Annotated in this window: 21 protein-coding genes and 1 pseudogene; 5 read left to right on the top strand and 17 right to left on the bottom strand. The window is 44.0% G+C overall.

Features of this window, described 5'->3' with window-relative positions:
* The 12 genes from ABIL00_06500 to ABIL00_06445 all read right to left on the bottom strand — a co-directional run.
* A partial coding sequence (locus ABIL00_06500) for a hypothetical protein (GenBank protein ID MEO0110405.1) occupies nucleotides 1-2,357 on the bottom strand: 2,357 nt, incomplete at its 3' end.
* Nucleotides 2,358-2,510: 153 nt separating this feature from the next.
* Nucleotides 2,511-3,530, bottom strand: coding sequence for a 23S rRNA (adenine(2503)-C(2))-methyltransferase RlmN (rlmN, locus tag ABIL00_06495; protein MEO0110404.1), 1,020 nt, complete (start codon nucleotides 3,528-3,530; stop codon nucleotides 2,511-2,513).
* 1 nt (nucleotide 3,531) lies between these two features.
* Complete coding sequence (gene rodA / locus ABIL00_06490; protein MEO0110403.1) at nucleotides 3,532-4,707, bottom strand: rod shape-determining protein RodA; 1,176 nt, start codon at nucleotides 4,705-4,707, stop codon at nucleotides 3,532-3,534.
* Between the two features lie 5 nt (nucleotides 4,708-4,712).
* Nucleotides 4,713-6,515, bottom strand: coding sequence for a penicillin-binding protein 2 (mrdA, locus tag ABIL00_06485; GenBank protein MEO0110402.1), 1,803 nt, complete (start codon nucleotides 6,513-6,515; stop codon nucleotides 4,713-4,715).
* On the bottom strand, nucleotides 6,512-6,967 hold the full coding sequence (gene mreD / locus ABIL00_06480) for a rod shape-determining protein MreD (protein MEO0110401.1): 456 nt from the start codon (nucleotides 6,965-6,967) through the stop codon (nucleotides 6,512-6,514). The genes mrdA and mreD overlap by 4 nt, the downstream gene beginning before the upstream one ends.
* Nucleotides 6,964-7,785 carry a rod shape-determining protein MreC gene (gene mreC, locus ABIL00_06475; GenBank protein MEO0110400.1) on the bottom strand — a complete coding sequence of 274 codons (822 nt, stop codon included), beginning with the start codon at nucleotides 7,783-7,785 and terminating at the stop codon, nucleotides 6,964-6,966. Before mreC ends, mreD begins: the two co-directional genes overlap by 4 nt.
* A 24-nt stretch (nucleotides 7,786-7,809) precedes the next feature.
* Nucleotides 7,810-8,850 (bottom strand): rod shape-determining protein, encoded by a 1,041-nt coding sequence (locus ABIL00_06470; GenBank protein MEO0110399.1) that lies wholly within the window; start codon nucleotides 8,848-8,850, stop codon nucleotides 7,810-7,812.
* A 68-nt stretch (nucleotides 8,851-8,918) separates the two neighbouring features.
* Nucleotides 8,919-9,806 (bottom strand): helix-turn-helix transcriptional regulator, encoded by an 888-nt coding sequence (locus ABIL00_06465; GenBank protein ID MEO0110398.1) that lies wholly within the window; start codon nucleotides 9,804-9,806, stop codon nucleotides 8,919-8,921.
* A gap of 63 nt (nucleotides 9,807-9,869) precedes the next feature.
* On the bottom strand, nucleotides 9,870-11,048 hold the full coding sequence (locus tag ABIL00_06460; protein ID MEO0110397.1) for a hypothetical protein: 1,179 nt from the start codon (nucleotides 11,046-11,048) through the stop codon (nucleotides 9,870-9,872).
* Nucleotides 11,049-11,200: 152 nt separating this feature from the next.
* Nucleotides 11,201-11,419: a hypothetical protein gene (locus ABIL00_06455; protein ID MEO0110396.1), complete on the bottom strand. Its 219-nt coding sequence runs from the start codon at nucleotides 11,417-11,419 to the stop codon at nucleotides 11,201-11,203.
* A 133-nt stretch (nucleotides 11,420-11,552) separates the two neighbouring features.
* Complete coding sequence (locus ABIL00_06450) at nucleotides 11,553-11,909, bottom strand: hypothetical protein (protein ID MEO0110395.1); 357 nt, start codon at nucleotides 11,907-11,909, stop codon at nucleotides 11,553-11,555.
* A 222-nt stretch (nucleotides 11,910-12,131) separates the two neighbouring features.
* The gene (locus tag ABIL00_06445; GenBank protein ID MEO0110394.1) at nucleotides 12,132-12,296 is read right to left on the bottom strand and encodes a hypothetical protein; all 165 of its coding nucleotides are present in this window, start codon (nucleotides 12,294-12,296) and stop codon (nucleotides 12,132-12,134) included.
* Between the two features lie 190 nt (nucleotides 12,297-12,486).
* Between ABIL00_06445 and ABIL00_06440 the strand changes: the two genes are divergently transcribed.
* The 5 genes from ABIL00_06440 (at nucleotide 12,487) to ABIL00_06420 (ending at nucleotide 17,288) form a co-directional block, all read left to right on the top strand.
* Nucleotides 12,487-12,864 carry a hypothetical protein gene (locus tag ABIL00_06440; protein MEO0110393.1) on the top strand — a complete coding sequence of 126 codons (378 nt, stop codon included), beginning with the start codon at nucleotides 12,487-12,489 and terminating at the stop codon, nucleotides 12,862-12,864.
* 12 nt (nucleotides 12,865-12,876) lie between these two features.
* Nucleotides 12,877-14,565: a DUF2723 domain-containing protein gene (locus ABIL00_06435; protein MEO0110392.1), complete on the top strand. Its 1,689-nt coding sequence runs from the start codon at nucleotides 12,877-12,879 to the stop codon at nucleotides 14,563-14,565.
* A 61-nt stretch (nucleotides 14,566-14,626) separates the two neighbouring features.
* Nucleotides 14,627-15,931 (top strand): Glu/Leu/Phe/Val dehydrogenase, encoded by a 1,305-nt coding sequence (locus ABIL00_06430; protein ID MEO0110391.1) that lies wholly within the window; start codon nucleotides 14,627-14,629, stop codon nucleotides 15,929-15,931.
* Nucleotides 15,932-15,976: 45 nt separating this feature from the next.
* Nucleotides 15,977-16,954, top strand: coding sequence for a UDP-glucose 4-epimerase GalE (gene galE / locus ABIL00_06425; protein ID MEO0110390.1), 978 nt, complete (start codon nucleotides 15,977-15,979; stop codon nucleotides 16,952-16,954).
* Nucleotide 16,955: 1 nt separating this feature from the next.
* A complete protein-coding gene (locus ABIL00_06420; GenBank protein ID MEO0110389.1) occupies nucleotides 16,956-17,288 on the top strand; it encodes a hypothetical protein in 333 nt (110 codons plus the stop codon).
* Nucleotides 17,289-17,676: 388 nt separating this feature from the next.
* On the opposite strand, the pseudogene ABIL00_06415 reads toward ABIL00_06420, so the two are convergent.
* From ABIL00_06415 to ABIL00_06395, 5 genes and pseudogenes are all read right to left on the bottom strand, one after another.
* Nucleotides 17,677-19,203, bottom strand: a pseudogene (locus ABIL00_06415) (S8 family serine peptidase).
* Nucleotides 19,204-19,450: 247 nt separating this feature from the next.
* Nucleotides 19,451-19,861: a WG repeat-containing protein gene (locus tag ABIL00_06410; protein ID MEO0110388.1), complete on the bottom strand. Its 411-nt coding sequence runs from the start codon at nucleotides 19,859-19,861 to the stop codon at nucleotides 19,451-19,453.
* Between the two features lie 72 nt (nucleotides 19,862-19,933).
* Nucleotides 19,934-20,494, bottom strand: a complete 561-nt coding sequence (locus tag ABIL00_06405; GenBank protein MEO0110387.1) for an energy transducer TonB — start codon at nucleotides 20,492-20,494, stop codon at nucleotides 19,934-19,936.
* Nucleotides 20,491-20,907: a biopolymer transporter ExbD gene (locus ABIL00_06400; GenBank protein MEO0110386.1), complete on the bottom strand. Its 417-nt coding sequence runs from the start codon at nucleotides 20,905-20,907 to the stop codon at nucleotides 20,491-20,493. Before ABIL00_06400 ends, ABIL00_06405 begins: the two co-directional genes overlap by 4 nt.
* The coding region (locus ABIL00_06395; GenBank protein MEO0110385.1) for a MotA/TolQ/ExbB proton channel family protein at nucleotides 20,904-21,203 on the bottom strand (300 nt) is incomplete at its 5' end. The genes ABIL00_06395 and ABIL00_06400, both read right to left, overlap by 4 nt.

The following is a 21,203-nucleotide window of genomic DNA, read 5'->3' as shown; positions in this document are numbered from 1 at the left end:
GCATAGACCAGTTGGGTAGATTTGGTGATATGATAAATAACTCGGAAATTATCGGCATTGGTTGTTCCGTAATTAGCAACTTCACTACTGGGTGTGAAGGTTCCTGGTAGAACAACCGCTGGTGGCGCAAGAATCTGGGAAACCCCGACATCCTTCACATTCACATTTATCTCCCCTTCTATCTTATCGTTCTCGGGATGGAGATCACCACTCAGTTCGGTTGAGCAGGAGACCGCATGGGTCCCTCTGGGCCAGGCAGAATAGACCGGGAATGTGACATAGAGGAAACTTCCCGGAGAATGGTTAGTAACCGAGGCGACCTCATTATAGAAATTCCCAATTTTCATCCGCACGGTATAACTTAGTGGTAGACTGCTGTAATTATAGACCGAGCAGGCTGGGGTAACAACCGAAGTAGAATCAATCGTGCCGGTTGGCGCGATAATCACGGTTGGGGCAACATCATTAACTGCAACCGTAACGGTTGTTGTCTGTTTATCATTACTTCGGTCGGAATCGTTAGTCAATTCCGTGGAACAAGAGACCGCATGGGTTCCCACCTGATTGGCGGTCCAATTGGGGAATGTGACATAGAGATAGGTCTGGGGGATATGGGCGGTGACCGTGGCAACTTCATTATAGAAATTGCCAATCTTCATCCGGACGGTATAAGTGGCATTGGAACTTCCGTAGTTATAAACCGAGCAGGCTGGGGTAACAACTGTTCCGGAATCAACCAGACCGGTTGGGGCTTCAATCTTGGTGCAGCCGACATCCGAAACCTGAATTGTCACATTACCAGTTTGGTAATTATTATTAGGGTTTTCATCTAAGGAATAGTGAGTAGAGCAGGTTATCCCATAAGAACCCCTGGGCTGTAAGACCTGCCAACTGGGGAAATTCACGGTATCGGTCAAACCCGGGTCTAAAATCTTGGAGCGGACCTGGGTGTAGAAGGTGCCGATATGGAAATAGACATCAAATGTCGCCGGGACATTGCCGTAATTCTTCACCGAGCACTGAACCGCAACTGTGGAACCGGAATCAACAATTGGTGGAGGTGAAGTGATGGCTACCGCTCCCACATCCCGGTATTCAGTTCCCACAACTTGAATCTGTTCGGTCCAGGAGTTATTGGTCGCAAACATATCACCGGAGAGTTCGGTTGTGCATTTCACTGTTAGATAACCCAAGGGATAAGCGGACCAATTGGGAAAGACAACCGTTGTCTCCCGGCCCGCGGCTAAGGTGATATTCTGGACCTGGTTATAAGCATCACCAATTTTCATCCGCACTGGGAAGGTGACCGTTGAAGTGCCGAAGTTTCTTACCATCGCCCTCGGCGTGATATTCACCCCTAAACTGCAAACACCACGCGGGGCAATTATTGTCGTCACCCCAACATCAAGGGAATAGGGTGTATACCAGCCATCCATCTTATAGACATAGTTATCCGGATGTTGCATTATCCCAATCCAATAGTCGCCACTCCTTGGGTCCCAGGCAACACCCCGGACATTATTGACATAGCCTGAGAGGTTTGGTAGAACTTGGCGGTGAATCACATTTCCCGTAAACCGGTCGCATTCAAAAAGGACACAGGAGTCAAGTAATCCCGAAGCGGAAAAGAAGGAATAGATATGGATTAGGGTTGGCCAGTTGGGATTAGAACTGGTATAATCAAAATCAAGACACCGGGCACCGGCATAACTGTAACCGCACTGACTGGGATTGGGAAAGGGCATCCGACCAATCACTGTTCCTAAGGTATCGGTAATATAAAGGGAACAGGGCCAAACACCTTCATCCATCCGGTCAATAAGATATAAGGTCTTTTCCCTTTCGTTAAAGGCGATTCCGGTTGGATACCGATAAGCCGGAGTATTAAACCAGCGAATGGTCTGACCGGTATTCCCGTCAAGTTTATAGACCCTCTTATACTTACTGGAATGGAGCCAGATTGTGTTATCATAACGGCAGTAGTACAGGTCTTGGAAGGAATCACCAACCGGTGCGGCAATATAAGAGACCGGGACCGTCTCCGGAGATAGCGGGTTTGTCTTATCTAAGGAGCGCCACCTTTTGATATTATTGTGCCAGAAATAGACACCATAAAGAGTATCCTTTAAGGCATGATAGGTTAAACCGTAAAGACCCCATTGGGGAAAGGGAGCACCACCGTAATCCCGCATCTGGAAAGGACCCCATAAAACTGTTGGCGGTGGGTCTTTCTCGGAAACCTTTCTCGGATAAGCCCATTCACCACCAGCCGGTACCGAAAGTTCATCCGCTGCCAGGAGAAGAAAAGGAATAAAGATTAAGACGAAAATAAAGCCCTTCTTTAAAAGTCTCATCATTGAGACCTCCTCGTTTTTATTTAATTTGGTGGAAACTTCTCTACCCATTTTACCCTCCACCAAGGTAAAAGGTTATTACTATAAAGTATAACATATAAAACCCTTTTGTCAACCCAACATATCTTAATTTTGGGAAAAAGTCAAGAGAAATTTTTATCTCCCAATTAGTTGGCCACAGCCCGCCAGAATATCTCTCCCCCGACTTTTCCGAATCGTTATGAGATAGGGATAGTGTAAGGAAAGGAGAGAAGCAAAATTCTCCACCTCCTTTTCCGAAGGTGGAGAAAAATCACTTCCCGGAAAGGGATTGAAGGGAATGAGATTAATCTTGGAAGGAAGACCCCGCAAAATCTTGCCCAAAAGAAGAGCATCTCCCTCTTGGTCATTTAACCCTTTAATCAAAACATACTCAATGGTTATCCGCCGCCTTTTCTTTTTAACATAATACCGCAAAGATTTTATCAATTCCCCAATTGGGTATTTTTGGTTAATCGGCATCAAAAAACTACGAACTTCATCCTTAGGCGAATTGAGGGAAATCGCCAACTTCACATTCCATGCGCTTTCTGCCAGACGATAAATTCCTTCTAAGATTCCGGCGGTAGAAATCGTGATATGCCTCTGCCCAATCTTAAAACCAAAATCAGAACTTAAAATCCCAACCGCCTTCATCACCTCTTCAAAGTTGAGAAAGGGTTCTCCCATTCCCATAAAGACAACATTCGTTATCTGCCCAAAATCTTTTCTTATCTTTTGCACCTGGTCTAAAATCTCATAGAATTTTAAGTTTCTTTTGAATCCGAGCCGAGCGGTGAGACAGAAATGGCAACCAAGGGGACAACCAACCTGTGTTGACACACAGACGGTCCTTCTCTTATCTTCGGGAATGAAGACCGCTTCAATCTTATTTCTATCCAATAGAGATAAGAGAAATTTCTTTGTCCCATCTCTACTCGTTAAAACCTTCTCCCTTTCTAAGACCTTTATTTGGAAATTTGCTTTTAAGAACTCTCGCTTCTCTTTTGCGATATCGGTCATTTGAGAAAAATCTTCTATTCCTTTCTGCCAGAGCCAAGAGAAAATCTGTTTCGCGGTGTAATCCTTAAATCCCCATTCCCGAACCTTAACGAGCAAATTTTCGTAAGTAAAAGATTTGATTAGTTCCTTTTCCATCCTAATCCTCTTTGAGGGCAAAGTTGAGCATAAGCCCCAAAAGTAAGAAATTGGCTAAAAGGGAAGAACCGCCATAGGAGATAAAAGGTAAAGTGAGACCCGTTACTGGTAGAATTCCTAAAACCATACCCAAATTGACCACAATGTGATAGAAAAAAAGACCAACCCCTCCAGCGATAACTAATTGACCGGTCTCATCCCGTAAACCCCGAATTAGACGAAGAAGATTATAAAGGAAATAGAGAAAAATCCCAATCAAAATTGCCCCACCCAAAAGGCCAAACTCTTCGCCAATCGTGGTGAAGATGAAATCGGTGTGCCGGTTGGGAATAAATTCTAAGCGCGCCATCTTCCCTTTCAGATAACCCTTGCCAAAAAAAAGACCGGAGCCAATTGCCACCTTTGATTGAAAGGCACTCCAACCTGTTCCTTTATAGTCCAGAGAAGAAGAGAGAAAAGAGAGGAGTCGGGTCTTCTGGTAATCTTTAAGATTATTAAATAGGACCGGGGTGAGAAGTCCAAAAAAGGAATTTATTCCTAAACCGGAAAGAAATTGGGTGATGGATGCCTTAAAATAAAGGAAAAGGGCGAGGGCAAAAAAATAAATCACCCAACTCGTTAATGATAAACCAAAAAGGCAAGAAAAAAGGGGGGAAAATAATAAGACAATCTCATAACCCCTCAGTCCCTTAAAATATAAAAGGAAAGCGAAAATTGCCAGGAAGGAGAGGGCGGAACCCAAATCCGGCTGGAGGAAAATGAGAAAAGCCGGTAGGAAAATTAAAAGAGAGGGAAGGGCTAAGGAAGAAAGAGAAAAAGAGAACTTTTTCTTCTGAGCAAGAATCCTTGCCAGAAAGAGGATGGCGAAGACTTTGGCAAACTCCGCCGGTTGGATACTCACCGGACCAAAATTTAACCACCGTTTCACCGGTCCGTGATTTAGAACCAAAACCGAAAGGAGGAAGAAGATTGCTAAAAAGTAGAGAAATGGGGAAAAGGTGATTAAAATCCGCTTTTCCGCCCGGTAGGCAAGGTAGAAGAAGAGAAGGGAGAGGAGAAACCAAAGTAATTGCCGGATAAAATAAACCCAACCCCCAGCACTGTAAATGGAGGAGAGACCGATCCCGGTCAAAACTATTGCGGGGATTAAAACCGTCCTAAATTTTACCCTTTTCATAAACGCTATTCGCCTTTTGCCATCGGAGAAACTGTCCCGTTTTCTTCTAAGTGGAAGTAGCGACGAAAAATCCGCGAGGCGATAGGTACCGCATGGACACCACCTTTCCCCACGTTCTCCACTAAGACACAGAGGACAATCGTTGGGTTCTCTTTTGGGGCATAGCCCACAAACCAGGCGTGGTCGGCGCCAAATGGATTTTCTGCAGTTCCCGTCTTGCCGCAAACCTTAACCTCCGGCAGAAAAGCCCTCCGACCCGTTCCCCGCTCCACAACGAATTGCAAGGCGGAATCAATCAGACGAAGATTTTCTAAGGAAAGCCTAACTTCCCGTGCCTCAGGTAGATAAGTATAAATCGTATCCTTATCCCTAATCACGGGGAGGAAGTCGGAAAGAGAATCCAAAAAGGTTGGGTGATAAACCCGGCAGGGAAATTTTATAGAATCCACAAGATGGGGTGTATAGATCTTGCCTTTCTGGGCGATGGCGCAGTAAAAAAGTGCCAATTGAATTGGTGTCACCGCAATTTCTCCCTGCCCAATCGCCAGATTTAAAACTATCCCCTTGGGATATCTCCCCCGGTATTTCCTATCCAAATAGGCAGGGGTTGGGAGAATGCCCTTCTCTTCTCCGGGGAGGTCAATCCCGGTCTTTTTCCCAAAATTGAAATCTTCCGCCATTTTAATTATCTCTTCTAAACCAATCGCCAATCCCACCTGATAGAAATAAGTATTACAGGATTGGGCAATGGCATCAATTAATCCTAAACTCCCGTGGGCGGTCCAACAACGAAAATATCGGTTGCCAAACTTAAATCCTCCATTACAGGGTAAGAATCTGCTGCTGCTTCTTAACCGGCCGTTCTCTAATCCCGCTAAGGCGACTAAGGGTTTAAAGGTGGAACCAGGGGGAAATTGGGCTTGGGTCACACGGTTGAAAAATGGTTTCCCGGGATTATTCTTTATCCTCTCCCAGACCTCCGGCGGAAAGGCGAAAAGGAAAAGATTAGGGTCAAGATAGGGTTTAGAATAAAGGATTAAAACCCGCCCGTTTCTTGGGTCAAGCGCCACACAAGCCCCCCTCTTGTAAGGGGCAAAAAGGGAATCAACTAAAAATAATAGATCTAAATCCAACGAGAGATATAAATCACAACCGGCGACCGGCTCCACCTCTTCTACCTCCGGCAAATCACCAATCTCCCTTCCCCGGGCATCAACCTCCACCAAACGAAACCCATCCTTACCCCGCAAAATCTTCTCGTACCACCTTTCAATTCCCTGCCGGCCGATAAAATCTCTCTTCTCATAGGTCTTATCCCTCTCCCACTCCTCTTTCGTAATTTTATTGACACTCCCCAAGGCGTGAAAGAGAAAGGGGTAGGGATAATACCGAATCGGTCTCACCTCCAACCGCACACCCCGCAGACCACTTAGACGCTCCTCCAACTCAATCGCCTTTTCCTGAGAAAGGTTAGCCAGAATCTCTATTGGGGAATAGGCGTTCCGATTTTCATTGATTAACTCCTTATCCCAACTCACCACCTCCGCCAACTTCCGCTCGGTTAGGGAATCAAGTTCCCGGGGAATGAGGGAAAGAGAGAAGGAAGGCTTCACATCCGCCACCACCCTTCCCTTTTGGTCAAAAATCCTCCCCCGGGGTGCTTTCCAAACTATCCGGCGGATACTCTGGAAGTGAGCAAGATGGGCATATTTCGCTCCGGCGAATACCTGGAGGTAAAAAAGCCGGATAAAAAAGAGAAGGGAAAATCCCACAGCCGTATAAAAAACAACCCTTATCTTTCTTATCATCGGTTAAGAAAAATTCCTTTCCCCCACTTCCGAAGTAAACTAATTGTTGGGATCACGGATAGAAGGGTGAGAAAAAATTTCAGCAGATTGAAACCACCAACCAAACCCTTTAAAAGAAGGGAGAGGAGAACTAAGGAGAAGAGATAAGGATAAGAGAAGATAAGGTATCTCTTAAAATAACTCAGAAGGAAAGCGATCAGGCTAAAAAGGAGAGCGTAGCGACCAAGAAGGGTAGGCGAGAGATTGTCGGTGAGGAAACCGAGAAAGAAACCCAAAAAGGTGGCGAGGGGGGGCGAAAAACTGAGGGCAGCCACCACAAGAAAGATAAGGGAAAGTTCCGGAAACCAGAAAGGAAAGACCGTCTCCACCGTCCATAAGATATAGAGCAAGAGAAAAGAGAAGAGCCCTTGGATTACCTTCTCCCCTTTCCTCTTCTCAGTAATTACCCTCATCGCAGGCGAAAGAATTCCGGAATTTTCAACTCCAACTCCCTTAATAACTTTTCCATCTCCCTCTTCTCCTCTACCCTCTCCTTCTTCTCCTCCCGAGATAGGAGGTAAAGACCATCAATCTTTAAGAGGGAAACTACCGGGACAACGACAATTTCTAAAAAGATCTCTCGGGTCGGCGTAATACTTTTCACATACCCAACTTTAATCCCCTTAGGAAAAATTCCACCCTGACCGGAGGTGAAAAGGGTATCGCCCACCAAGACATCGGCACCGGGTGAGAAATAGTCAAGTGCCAAAAAGGAATCCTGCCAACCCCTTCCCTTCCGACGCACTATTCCCACATCCTTCGTCCTCTGATTAACAACCGAGATATGCAGATGGGGGGAGTAAAAGGTCTCAATTAGAGAAAAATTTTCTCCTGCCTTTAAGACCCTCCCCACCAAACCTTCTGGAGTTAAGGCGGTCTGGTCCTCCCTAACCCCATCCCTCTTCCCTTTATCAATGATGAGAAAAGAACGGAGGGTATGGTCCCGACCGACAATCTCCGCTCGCAAAAGATTAATTTCCGCTTTCTCAAAACTACCGTTGGGCATTGCCAATCTCTGATTAAGGGCGATCAATCTCTGCGCCAGATCGTCTCGCTCCCGCCTTAAATCCCGAAGGTAGTCAAGTTCCCTTTTGAGAAACCGGGCGGGAAAGAGGAAAAAACTCTCCGCCGCCGAAGAGATGGCTAACTTAAAATTTATTGGCAAGAGAAGAAAGAAGAGGGAGAAGAGAAAAGGGATTAAAGAGAGGTTTAAGCGCTCTCGGAAAGACATAAAAAGAAAATTTACCTTGCCTTTCTAATCGCCTGCGGGTAGAAATAGTTTAGAATATCTCTTGATATCTTCTAGGATTTTTCCCGCTCCTAAAACGACACAGTCAATCGGATTGGGTGCCACATGAATTGCCAGGCCGGTCTCCTCGTTAATCAAAAGGTCAAGTCCCCGCAAGAGAGAACCACCGCCCGCCATATAAATCCCCCGGTCCACAATATCCGCAGCCAATTCCGGTGGGGTACGCTCTAATGCCTGCCTTATCGCATCAATGATGAGACTGATGGGCTCTTCTAAGGCTTCCCGAATCTTAGAAGAAGTGACCTTAATCGTCTTGGGAATACCGGAGACCAAATCCCTCCCTTTCACCTCACACTGCTCATCCTCCCCGGTGGCATAAGCGGAGCCAATCTTTATCTTCACCATCTCCGCGGTCTGTTCGCCAATGATTAAATTATAATTCTTCTTCACATAATTGATAATCGCCTCATCCATCTCATCACCGGCAACCCGAACCGAAGTGGAATTGACAATTCCCGATAAGGCAACGACCGCGATCTCGGTTGTCCCACCACCGATATCAATTATCATACTGCCGGTCGGCTCTTCCACTGGTAAATTGACGCCCAAAGCGGCGGCGATGGGTTCCGAGACCAAATAAATCTCCCTCGCCCCGCAAGCCTCCACCGAATCCCTAACCGCCCTCTTCTCCACTTCGGTAATCCCTGAGGGGACACAGATCACCACCCGGGGTCTGACGAACATCCGTTTTTTCTGTACCCGCTCAATGAAATAACGCAGCATCACCTCTACCAGACCGAAGTCGGCAATCACCCCATCCTTCATCGGCCGGACCGCCTTCATCCCCTCCGGGGTGCGGCCGAGCATCTTCTTTGCTTCCAGACCAACCGCTACTGGTGTGTGATTCTTCTCCTCAATCGCCACAATTGAAGGCTCCCTCAGGACAATCCCCTTCTCCCGGACATAGATTAAGGTGGAAGAGGTCCCCAAGTCAATGGCGATGTCATTGATAAACCTTTCCTTAATATCCTTAAAGAATCCAAGCATCAATTAAAGATAATATTAAAACCAAAATTGTCAACCATCCCGTTTTCAACAAAGATAATCTTAATGGTTTAGCAACCCTTAGGAAAAAACCGATTGTATTCCTCCTTCACAATCTCTAACATCGGCTCCAAAATCCTCCTCTCCCCCAATTCCTTTACCTTCTTTTCAACCCAATTTTCTATTGCCGCCCGGGAAGGCTTTCCCTCTGCCTCCTTCATTAGCCGATAAGCCGAAGGAATCATCCCCAAATGAATCTTCAAATGGGTAGCGGTTGCGCCTTTCGTCTGAAAGATTACCCTCTTCACCCTCTCCCTTACCCTTTCGGAAAATTCCAAATACCTTATCTGCCTCTTACTCATCTCCCTCTGCTTCTTTAAGGGCTCAGGTTTTACCTTCCTTTTCCTTTCCCTCTTCTCCGCGGCAATCACTATCTTCTTCACCTTCCACAGCCGCAATGGATCAAGACCTTCCTTTTCATATCTCTCACTAATCTCTTCCAGGGGTGGCTCTCCTGTAAAGAGGGCACGGAAATATTCCTCAGCGAATTGGAGATACTTCTTTGTCTCCTTTATCCCTTTAAGAGAGAGGAAGTCATTAATCTGCCTTCGGGCATATTCCGGAAAATTGACTAGCGGTTTTGTCGGAAACCTTATCCCCGTAGTATACCTTATCGCACTCTTTACCCCCTTCTGCGAAATTTCCCTTTTCCCAATTAACCTCTTCACCTCCCTTTTAATCTCCTTATCTTCTAACTCGGAAAAGAACTTGGCATAAGGAATCCCCAGAGAACGCAAATAGGCAAGAATAAGCGAAAGGGGAATCTCTTTCAACTTCCCCCTCTCCAATCTGTGGATAGTAATTACCGACCAGTTAATACTTTTCGCAATCTCCTTCTGGGTTAAACCCTTCTCCTTTCTTAACCTTTTCAGGATTTCCCCAACTAATTTTCCAAACATTAGAAATTATAACTATAAATCTTGGATTTGCCAATACTTTTGCCGCCTCAGGTCCGATTTTATCTAACCCTTTGCTTCTTTTAGGCATACATTAATAATTTTTATCAATCGATCAAACAATTCTTTATAATCATTCCAATCATCATTTATTGCTGTCCAAGTTCCCCATAGCTTTCCACACCAGAATATTGTGATTGTAGTTTCTACAGCATCCATAACCCATAGCGGTCCAAATATCTTGCGAGGTACAGGTATATGTAAAAGTTGCAAAGAGCAATCATATAGAGCACGTATGTTTTCAGGACCAACTTTTATAGGATATGGATCTTTTTCAGTTATTCCATCGTCAAAATCTGTAAGTACTTCCATTATCTTAAATAAAGCACATAATTTATAAAAATCTTCTTTATTTGTGCTTCCCACATACTTTTCAATCTCTGGTAATAACCTTTTCGCCTTTATAAGTTTTTCAGATGGTATTTTTGAAGGGTATTCTGTCACAAGTTTCAAAATACGATTACCTTTTGCATCTTCGGGTTTTTCGAGAGGCATTTTATTCAAGTTTAATCTCAAAATATAGCAGGAGCCATCAGCATGGATGCGATAGGAAGAGGCTACTTCGGCTACTAAAGGTATGCCACCAGAACGAGTTATCTCTATAAAGAATTCTGGAAAAGGTATTCGATTTTGGCGACAATTAGACAATGCTTTGTTGATTTCAGTAATTGTTAAATCCTTCATCATTATCCACAGATTGTATCTTTTATTCTGATATTTACATAGTTCAACGAAGGTATATAGATGCTTTGAAAATGCACCAAAATTGCTGAATAAAATATAGGGATAGAGTTGAGCAAATATCTCCTTATCGTCATTGGAAGCGTCTTTGAATTTATCCCAAATCCTACCTTTCTCATCTTTACCGATGTGTGTAATTAAATGGCTAATCTCATGAAATAGCACTACATCAGTTAAAGTATCAAAATCTATGTTATCATCGCTTACCCTCTCTACTACCCTTCTAATCATGTTAGTATAAATGGTAATCTGCCTTTTGTCGGGATCATACTGACCAAGTACATCAAACACTGGTATATTTGGCAAAATATCGATCGTTTCACTTGTTCTGTCTTTGATAGAGTGAAAATACTTCGCTAATACTTCTTCTTTTATGACATCGCACTCAACTACGGAAAATGTGTCTCCCACCTTTAAATTTACAAGTTTCTCGACCAATTCCATTGCAGATTTCCAACTAAACATCCTTTTTCTCTCCTTGTTTCATCTTATTATAGCTTGGCATGGCGTATAGCAAACCCAGCATAAAAGAAGTTCTGCCGAAGGCGGAATCTATGTGAGCCCGAAGGGCAAACTTGCCATATAACATATTTCTTCTACTTTTTATTGTAGTATCCATCATCAGTTTTTAAATCCTTCGTTAATCCGTCAAGCCAAATTTCATATAACCTTTCCAGCATAAAAGCCACCCTGAGTGAGAGCAGGGGATTTGGGCAAATGCTATAAGGCATAAACCTTTTACGGTGGGCTATCGGAAGTTGCCCAATATTTTGCTTCATCCCATTTCTTTCCTTTGTAGTATACACTTTTTCCATTGTTTGTCAATCCAATCTTTAATTCCTAACTATATTAGCTAAGCACCCCTTCTGGCTTTATTCACCAAAGTAGTTGTTATTGCAACGCCTATAGGCAATCCTGCGGCAATAATGAATGCCCTCCAAACTAATGTCATTTTCTTCGCGGTCTCAGAAGACCGCCAAAAACTCCCCCTACCAGTCCCAGAAACCCAAAGTAGAGGGTAGAGATAAAGACACCTCCGCCAAGCACCGCACCCAAAATTCCTCCTAAAGCCGCACCTGGGGAACCACCAAAAATATTTCCTAATAAACCGCCCATACTTGTGAGAATGACTCCGGCAAATATACCGCCGATTGTTCCGCTCAAAAATCCAGCCACCATGCCTCTTCCTATTCCACCCGCAATTACACCGGCGATAAAACCAGCAATGATTGGTCCTAATATCGGAATGGAACTCAGAACTGACATTGCTAAGGCACCGATAATCACCGCCAAAACTATCATCATCACCTCCTCAGCATTTCGCCTAATTCCTTTCTATCCATTTTTCCCAAAGCAGTCCTTGAATACTAAGATAAAATTTTCAATTTGTCAAGAGAAATATCGGGTTTAAGCGCTGCCAAAAAATTATCTGATGAGATAACTTTTTATCAAGGAAAAAATTGCTTTAAGTTTTTCATTTTCAAAGACTTAAAGACATTTTACCAAAAGGATAGGGGTCAGTTCCCCCTACGGCATCCCTGGGGGGTAAAAAAGACCAGTTCTTTTTCCAGTTCCTTCCCTAATCACTCCCTGCCTCTCTTCCCCACTTTTCCCCCCAATTCCTTCCCCCCTTTCTCTTCCAATTCCTCTCCTGGTTTTCTTTTCTCTCCCTCTGCCCGTCCCTCCACCCATTTTCCTAGCCGTCGCTTGTCCCCTTCCTCTCCCCATCCCCTCTCCCAAATTCTTAGGCAAAAGTTTAATGAAAAATCCCTTGACCTTTCTTAAAAGATAACTATAATAAAAGTTAATATGAAAACGGCAAATGCCGAAAGAAACAAACTTACCCCTATCTCTTTTGGTAAAAGCCAGAAAAGGAGCACCTATGAAGGGACCCTATCGTGTTGAATGGCTTGACCATTACTTACAAGAAAAACTTCCTGGGGTATTCTTATGCTCAAATGATGGAGAAAGAGTTTTGGAAGTTGGTTGGTCGGATAAGGACTTAAAAGAAGCGATTAGAAAGACCTGCACCAATATCCGGGGTTTGGATAATAACTACTCCTACTTCTGGTTTGAATACGCCCAGAATCCGAAAGAGGCTTTCTATCTCTATTGTCGGGAATGGCATAAACACAAATGGAACTCTCACTCCTCCCAACACCCGGAACCGCCACCGGAATTTCCTGATTTGAAATGTCCAATCCCCGGTTGTGAATGGAATAAAGATAAAGAAGAGACGGAGGAAGGAAGTAATTTTTAGTTAGCAAAATAAATTAAAGGAATTAAGGCTTTAACTCTCCTAACTTTTCTTCTTCCCCTTTTCTTTTACACTTTAACCCTCTCTCCAACTGTTAGCCTCATTGATTCCGGTGAGTTTATCACCGCCGCCCAATACCTAAATATCATCCATCCCACCGGTTATCCCCTTTACACCCTTTTTTTACGTCTCTCTGCCTTCTTTCCAATTATTGATTTAGCGAAAAAGGTAAACTTCCTCTCTGCCCTCTTCTCTTCCTTCTCGGTCTTCTTCTTCTTTCTCTTTCTCTTGTCTCTCCAAAAAGAACTGACAATTGCCCTTTCTCTCTCCTTTCTCTATGCCTTCTCTGATCTTATCTGGTCAATAAGTAATGAGGCGGAAGTCTATTCGCTAACCGCCCTCTTTGCCACTTTGATTCTCTTTCTCCTTACCAATTGGGAAAAGAGAAATATACCCCTTCTTATCGCTTTCCTCCTTGGTCTTGCCTTCACCAACCATATGATGATAATAAGCCTCTTCTTTTCCTTTCTCCTCTTCTTCTTTCAAAAGCGAGAAAAAATCTCCCCCCTTTATCCTCTCCTCTTTCTTCTTGGTCTCTCCCTTTATCTCTTTCTACCGATCCGCTCTTCCCTCTCCCCTCTTTTCAACTGGGGCAATCCCAAAGACTTAACCCGTTTCTTTTGGCATATTACGGGTAAACAATACCGAGTCTGGATGTTTTCCGCCTCTTTCTCGGAAATCTTTCAGAACTTTAAGCAAGGGATATCTCTCCTTCTTCGGAATACCCTCTTTCTCTTCCTTCCTTTATCCCTTTTCGGTATTTTCTTTGCCTTCCGGCAAGAGAAAAGATTCACCCCCCTCTTCTTCCTCCTTGCCCTTCTCTCTTTCTTTTATGCTATAAACTATAGCATTCCCGACATCCAACCCTATTACCTTTTAACCTTCATCTCCCTCCTTTATTTTTTAAGTTTTACCCTAAAAGGGTTAGCCAAAAAGATAAAACTTCTTTCTCGGGCATATCTCCTTCTTCTTCCCTTGCCCATCATCCTTAACTTCTCAAATGCCAATAAAAGAGATTATTACCTCGCCTTAGATTTTGCCCGCAATGCTTTCATTTCCGCCCCGGATAGTTCAATAATTCTCACCAACTGGTGGGACTTCTATGCCCCTTCCTTATATCTCCAACATATAAAAGGCGAAAGAAAGGACCTAATAATTATTGACAAAGAACTATTGCGTCGCTCTTGGTATTATGATTACTTAAAGAAAGTCTATCCCGAACTCTTAAAAAAGTCGGAAAGAGAACTTGCCGATTTCCTTCCTTACCTTCACCAATTTGAATACGGAAACTTGAAAGATAACTTAGGAATTCAGGAAGCCTTCATCCGGCTAATCAGAAGTTTTTTGGAAAAAAGTCCTAAGCGGCGACACTTCTTCCTCTTCCTCCCTTCCTTTGACCATGACCTCCCTTTTATCCTAAAAGGGAAGAAAGTAATTCCCTATGGGATTCTTTTTGAGATTAGAGATGATACCGTTTACTATCCTTTTGCCTATCGGCAATTGACCTATCGTTTACCAAAAAAGAGGCTTGAGGAAAGGGAGAGGGTGATACTGGATTATTACCACCTTCTTGCCCAAGAGCGGCAGAAATACCTTAAGACCTTAAAGAAAGAAGAAGGGATTGAAAACTGGCTAAAAAAGTAGTTGACAAATGACCAGTTTTTATGTTATTATAGATTTTATGATTAAAAATTTAGGAGGAGTTATGAAAAGGAAGTCAAAAAAGGAAGTAGAAAGGAAAAAACCGGTGGCGGTAAAAGAAGCACCGGAATTAAACCCATTCAAAATCGCTCAGGCGCAATTAGACCGGGCAGCGAAAATCTTAAATCTTGATTCCGCCACCCATTCCTTACTTCGGGAACCGATGCGGGAGATGATTGTCACCTTTCCGGTCCGGATGGACTCCGGAGAGATAAAGATATTTAAGGGCTTTCGGGTACAATATAATGATGCCCGGGGTCCCTGCAAGGGTGGGATAAGATTCCATCCCGAAGAGACGATTGATACCGTTCGGGCATTAGCCGCCTGGATGACCTGGAAGACATCCCTCCTTGATTTGCCTTATGGAGGAGGAAAAGGAGGGGTGGTCTGTGACCCAAAGGGAATGAGTGATGGAGAAAAGGAGCGATTAGCCAGGGGGTATATCCGAGCCTTAGGGGACTTTATCGGACCGGAGAAGGACATCCCTGCTCCTGATGTCTATACCGACCCCCAGATAATGGCCTGGATGATGGATGAATTCTCTAACATCGTTCGCTACAACGCCTTTGGGGTGATAACCGGTAAACCAATCCCCCTCGGTGGTTCCTTAGGTCGGAATGATGCTACCGCCCGGGGTGGTATCTTCACCGTCCGGGAAGCCGCTAAATACTTAAAGCTTGACCTAAAAGAGGCAAGGATGGCGATTCAAGGTTACGGCAATGCCGGTTATTATGCCGCCTATCTCGCTAAGGAATACTTCGGAGCAAAAATCGTAGCAGTCTCCGATTCCAAGGGTGGTGTCTATTCCGAAAAAGGACTTGACCCGATTGCCCTTTTGGAACACAAGAAAAAGACCGGGAGTGTGGTTGGCTTTCCCGGTACGAGCAAAATCACCAATGAAGAAATTTTGGAACTGAAAGTTGATGTCCTCTGGCCCGCTGCCTTAGAAAATGTGATTACCGAAAAGAATGCGGCAAGGATTAAGGCAAAAATTATCGCCGAAGCGGCTAACGGTCCAACCACCCCAGAAGCGGATGATGTCCTCCATAGAAATCAAATTTTTGTCATCCCCGATTTTCTCTGTAATGCCGGTGGGGTTACTGTCTCCTATTTTGAGTGGGTACAGAATATTACTGGTGATTACTGGTCATTAGAAACCGTCCATAAGAGGTTGGATGAGAAGATGACCAAAGCCTTCTGGGATGTAGTTAAGATGTACGAAGCGAAAAAGGTTGATATGAGAACCGCCGCCTATCTCGTAGCGGTGAACCGGGTCGCCGAAGCGATGAAGTTAAGGGGTTGGGTATAAAACCTCCCCTTCTTGAAAAAACTCCTTCTTTCTCTATAATCTGGGGTGAGAATTTTTATTGCGGGCGGTGCGGGCTATATCGGTTCGGTTGTAACGAAACTCCTCTTGGAAGAGAATCACGAAGTCTTCGTCTATGATAACTTAATCCGAGGACACCGAAAGGCAATCCCGAAAGGTGCCCTTTTCATTAAAGGCGACCTTTTCAATAAAGAGAAACTCTTAAAGGTCTTTCAGAAATATAAGTTTGAGATCGTCTTCCATTTTGCCTCCTTCATTGAGAACGAATTCTCCTTCCGGAAACCCTACCAATTCTTAAAGAATAATACCGAAACTATCTTTAATCTCTTAGAAGCGATGCTTTCCGTTGGTTGTCAAAAGATTATCCTCTCCTCTTCCGCCGCGGTCTACGGTATTCCCGAAAAAATTCCCTTAACCGAAGATTGCCCAATGAAACCGATCAGTCCCTATGGTGAATCAAAAAGACTCTTGGAAGAGATTCTCGCCGGTTATAGTCGGTGGTGTGGTATAAGATATGCCTCTTTAAGATACTTCAACGCCGGTGGTGCCTATCAAGATTTGGGTGAAGACCATCGCCCCGAGACCCACTTAATCCCCTTAATCTTAAAGACCGCTTTGGGGAAAAAGAGAAGGTTTAAGATTTTTGGTGACGATTACGAAACCAAAGACGGTACCTGCATCCGGGATTATATCCATGTCTATGATTTAGCCCGCGCCCACATCTTAGCGATGAAGGCGATAGAGAAAGAGAATAAAGTTTATAATTTGGGGAGCGAAAAAGGGTTTACCGTGAAAGAGGTCTTAGAGAAGTGCCAAGAAGTGACCGGTCGGCAAATCCCTTATGAAATCGCACCGCGCCGGATTGGTGATATCCCAATTCTTATCGCCTCCGCGGAAAAGATTAAAAAAGAATTGAACTGGCAAACCCGAATGTCCGATTTGGAGACCATCATTAAAACCGCCTGGGACTGGTATCGAGAACATCCAAAGGGTTACGGAGACTAAAATGCCCAGAGCAACCAGAGTTGCCTTCGGCACAATCTTAGGCATCCTTTTTGGTGTCTTGACTATAAAGTTAATTAAAACCCCGATGGGTATTCCCCAATTCTTCACCTACTTCGTCATTCTCTCCCGAGCGGTAATGGGTTTTGGGATTGGTGCCAGTGGTCTTGCTATCGGCTGGTTCTTTAATGGTGCCCTCTTGGGCTTAATTTATAGCCTACCTGCTTATCCCGTCTTTTATAACCTCTCCCCCTTTGGTGGCTTCTGGTTTCTTGCTACCGGTATTGTCTATGGTATCATCATTGAAATTATTCTCACTTTAATCCTAAAAACCTAAAAACAAAAAGCCCCACCCTAAATTGAGGTGGGGCTTAGTTCTTCTTTCTCTATCGCAAGAGATTCAGTTTTCCGGTAAGGGAATTACCTTCGGTAACAAAGCGGTAGAAATAAATACCGTTTCCGAGTACCAGAGAACCTACCTCTACCTTATTTATCCCTTTCTTGCCGAATTGGGAAACTTCTTTTAGTAATCTACCAGTGCCGTCATAAAGGGCAAGGGTAAACTTCTCATCTTTTAAGAGATTAAAGGCAAAAGAAATCTTCCCTTTCTGAATGCCGTTAACCTTAAAGAAGGTCCCTGATTTCTCTTCAAAAGCCATCTCATTGGGATTTCCGGAAAGCATATCCTGGTCCTGAATCAGGGTGAGGGAAGTGGCATTGGCACAACTTAAGTCAAAGAAGTAATTACCCGAACCGGTATAGGATTTGACATAGATTTTATAATTACCGGTGGTTGTTGGCGTGTAAGCGATGTATTCCTGACGGCTTGTCCCAGTAGAATAAGCGACACGGGAACCCGAAGGGTTGTAAAGGTATAAATCAAAATCCGGACTGGAACTGGAAGACCAGTTGGGCATAATCAAAGTTATGGCGATGGGATAGGAAGTAGAATTGACATTAACCTGCCAGATATCAGTTCTCCCACTGGCACCAAGGTATTCTGAAGCATAAACATGGGGTGGAACAGTAGGACCAGTTCCGGTATAACCACCCGCACTCTTAATCGCCTCATAGCACTGCGCCCGACCGGAGCCATAGTCAATATCTTTATTAGCCGGACCCCAATCCTGAGTGGTGCCGGTGAGAATGCTCTTTATCTGGCTCGGGGTCAAACTGGGGTTGGCATCTAACATTAGGGCACAGGTTCCGGCGATAAAGGGAGTTGCCATACTTGTCCCACTATAAGTGACATACTGATTTTTCGTTCCCTTCTTCGCCGCGGTGATATTGACACCGGGAGCGCAAATATCTGGTTTTATCCGGCCATCCGCGGTTGGTCCCCGACTGGAAAAATTTGCCAGATAGAAACCCTTTTCGCCGCAATCCGCCATCGCCCCAACCGTGATCACCTTCTCCGCAGCCGCGGGTGAGCCAATCGTATATTTCGCCGGACCAGAGTTTCCAGCGGCGACAACCACTGTGATCCCATTATCAACCGCATTATTGCAAGCCAAAGATAAGGCATCCTGACCATTGGAACTGCCCGAAGTGCCTAAACTGATTGAGAGAACCTTTATGTTGTAAGTTGCCTTATTCTGGACCACCCAGTCAATCCCGGCGATAATTGTGGAAGAAGAGCCGCTACCCGAAGAATTGAGAACCTTCACCCCGACCAATGCCGCCCGATAAGCCACACCTTTATAGGTAGCATTCGCCTGACCTTCACCCGCAGCGATTGAGGCGCAATGGGTACCGTGACCATTATCATCATAAGGGGTAGTCTTGCCGTTAATAAAATCCTTCCAGCCAATCACCTTTCCCCCATCCAAATCGTAATGGGCAATATCAATCCCGGTATCAAGAATTGTGAGGACAATGTCATTTTTGGAATAAGAATTGGGATTACCATCCCGGTCACCGTCAACCCCAAAGTCCGTCCTCGCTTTTGTCACCCCGAACCAGGAAGAGGCGGTGCCCAAAAAGGCATAAACCGGACTGTCATACTCAATATGGGAAACAATCTCCTCCTGAGCCAATCTCAAAATCTGTTCCCTCTTTAATAAAGCGGCAAAACCCGGAATTATCTGATACCGATATTTTAAGAAAAAACTCCCTATTTTCTCTTCCAATTGGGAAACGAGGGCATCGGATGGTGCCTCTTTCAATAAAACAATGACCGGAATCTCTTCCTCCATCTTTAAGAGGTAGTTTAAGTTCTCAAAGATCTTATCACCATCCTTATCGTAGAGAAGGTTAAATTCTTGAGGAATCTCCCGAAAGGAAGCAAAAAAGAATAAAGGCAAAAAGAGAATTAAGGCAAGAAACCTTTTCATAAAGACCTCCCAATCAATCATCATTAAGTTTAAGAAAGAAAAGTTTTTTGTCAAGTAAGAATTTCACTTGGCTATAATGTTCCTGAACGGTCTATAGATCGTTCAGGCTTAGATCGGAAGAAGATTTTGGCTAAGATAAAGGCATTACGAACATAGAATATAAAAATCAATCAAATTTTATTTTAAAATTTTGCCCTTCCTTGTTGATATGACCCCATAGGCCACCATCTTGTACAACTGCTAGGCCTTCGGAAAAAGGATAAGCATAATCAAATTGGGGATTTATAACAAATTTGCCTTCCTTGTTGATATAGCCCCATTTGCCAAACAATATTCCCCCTTCCCGGTAGATTCCCCGAGGAAAATCAAAAAATGGGAGATTTATACCAAGTTTGTCTCTACCTTTAATAAGGATACCACCAGGATGACCAAATTGGCGGCCACCAATATTTACCCCCGCCAAACCTTCAGAAAAAGGATAAGCATAATCAAATTGGGGATTTATGACGACCTTCCCTTCCTTGTCAACATAGCCCCATTTGGAACCTCTGGGAAAAGGAATCAATTTTTCTCCCATATTTATCTCCATTCTAAATTAAACCATTTTAATCCTAAGTATTTTCTTTTATTATGTCAATATTTCTGGTGTTCATTTATGTTCAAACTCCAAATGAATCTTCAACTCCTCAACCCTCATCTCATCGGGGATTGGCGGTAACCTCTTTGTCAAAAGGACTGCCCGCAGGCAATAGTTATCATAGTCTTCCCTGCCGGAACTTTTTTCAATCTTCGCACCGAAAATCTCACCATCCTTTTTCACGATAAAGAAGACTGTGGTCTTTAATAAGATATTCTGTCCCTCATAAGGATTAAACCAATTCTCCCCAATCTTAGAGATAATCGCCTCCAAGTAATAAGAAGGATACCTTCCCCCTTCGGTCGTAATCCCCAAACCCTGATAGACAAACTTCTTCTCTTCTCTTTTTGCCTCCTTCTTCTCCACCTTCTTCTCCTCTTTCGCTTCCACCTTCTTCACCTCTTTCACCATCTCAATCCCTTCCCTCTCTCCGGTCTGGGGTGTTTCTATCTTCGGGAGGAGGTTCACTGTTAATACTGTTGGGTATTCAATTGTCTTTTTCGCCTGGGTGAAAAGGAAAGGGGAGAGAAGAAGGAGATGAAGCAGAAAAGAGAATAATAAATTCTCCCTCATTCCCTTTTATAAGTTGCTAAAAGCCCAACCTCTTTTACCCCAACTTCTTTAACTTTTCCTAAGACAAATATAATTTTACCATAAGGAACTTCGGGCTCTGCCTTTAAGAAACAACTTGTTGCCTCTTTGCGGGAGAGGAAGTTTTGCAAAACCGTTGGGAAATTCCTCTCCGTCACTTGGGTCTCTTCAATGTAAATCTCGCCACTCTTTTTTATAGTTATCGTCACCCCTTCTTTTGTCATATCCTTCACATAGGAACTACTCGGCAATTTGATATCCAAGCCACTTTGGGAAAGGGTGGCGGTAATCCCGGCAATCAAAAAGATAATCATCAAGGTGATTGAGATATCCGCCAGAGAGGTGATGTTTATGCCGAAAAGAAACTTCTCCCGAAAAGAATTTTTCCTTCTCATCCAATTATAACCTCTCTTCGGAAAGAGTTAATCAACTCCTGGGAGAAATCTTCTAAATCGGAAACTGCCGTCCGGATCAAAGAGAGGATATAATTATAAGCGACCAAGGCGGGAACTGCCACTAAAAGTCCGGCAATCGTAGTGATCAAGGCATCAGAAATTCCCGGGGCGATAATCGTCAGATTAATCACCGGTAGTCCCCGGATATTAAAAAACGATTGGGTAATTCCCCAAACTGTACCCAAAAGTCCTAAGAACGGGCTGACCGCGGTTACGGTCGCTAAAAAGGAGAGGTA

The sequence above is a fragment of the candidate division WOR-3 bacterium genome (assembly GCA_039801905.1).
Lineage (GTDB): Bacteria > Hydrothermota > Tepidihabitantia > Tepidihabitantales > JBDRVQ01 > JBDRVQ01.
The sequence above is the reverse complement of the archived record's forward strand: the minus strand, read 5'-3'. Positions and strand labels throughout refer to the sequence as shown.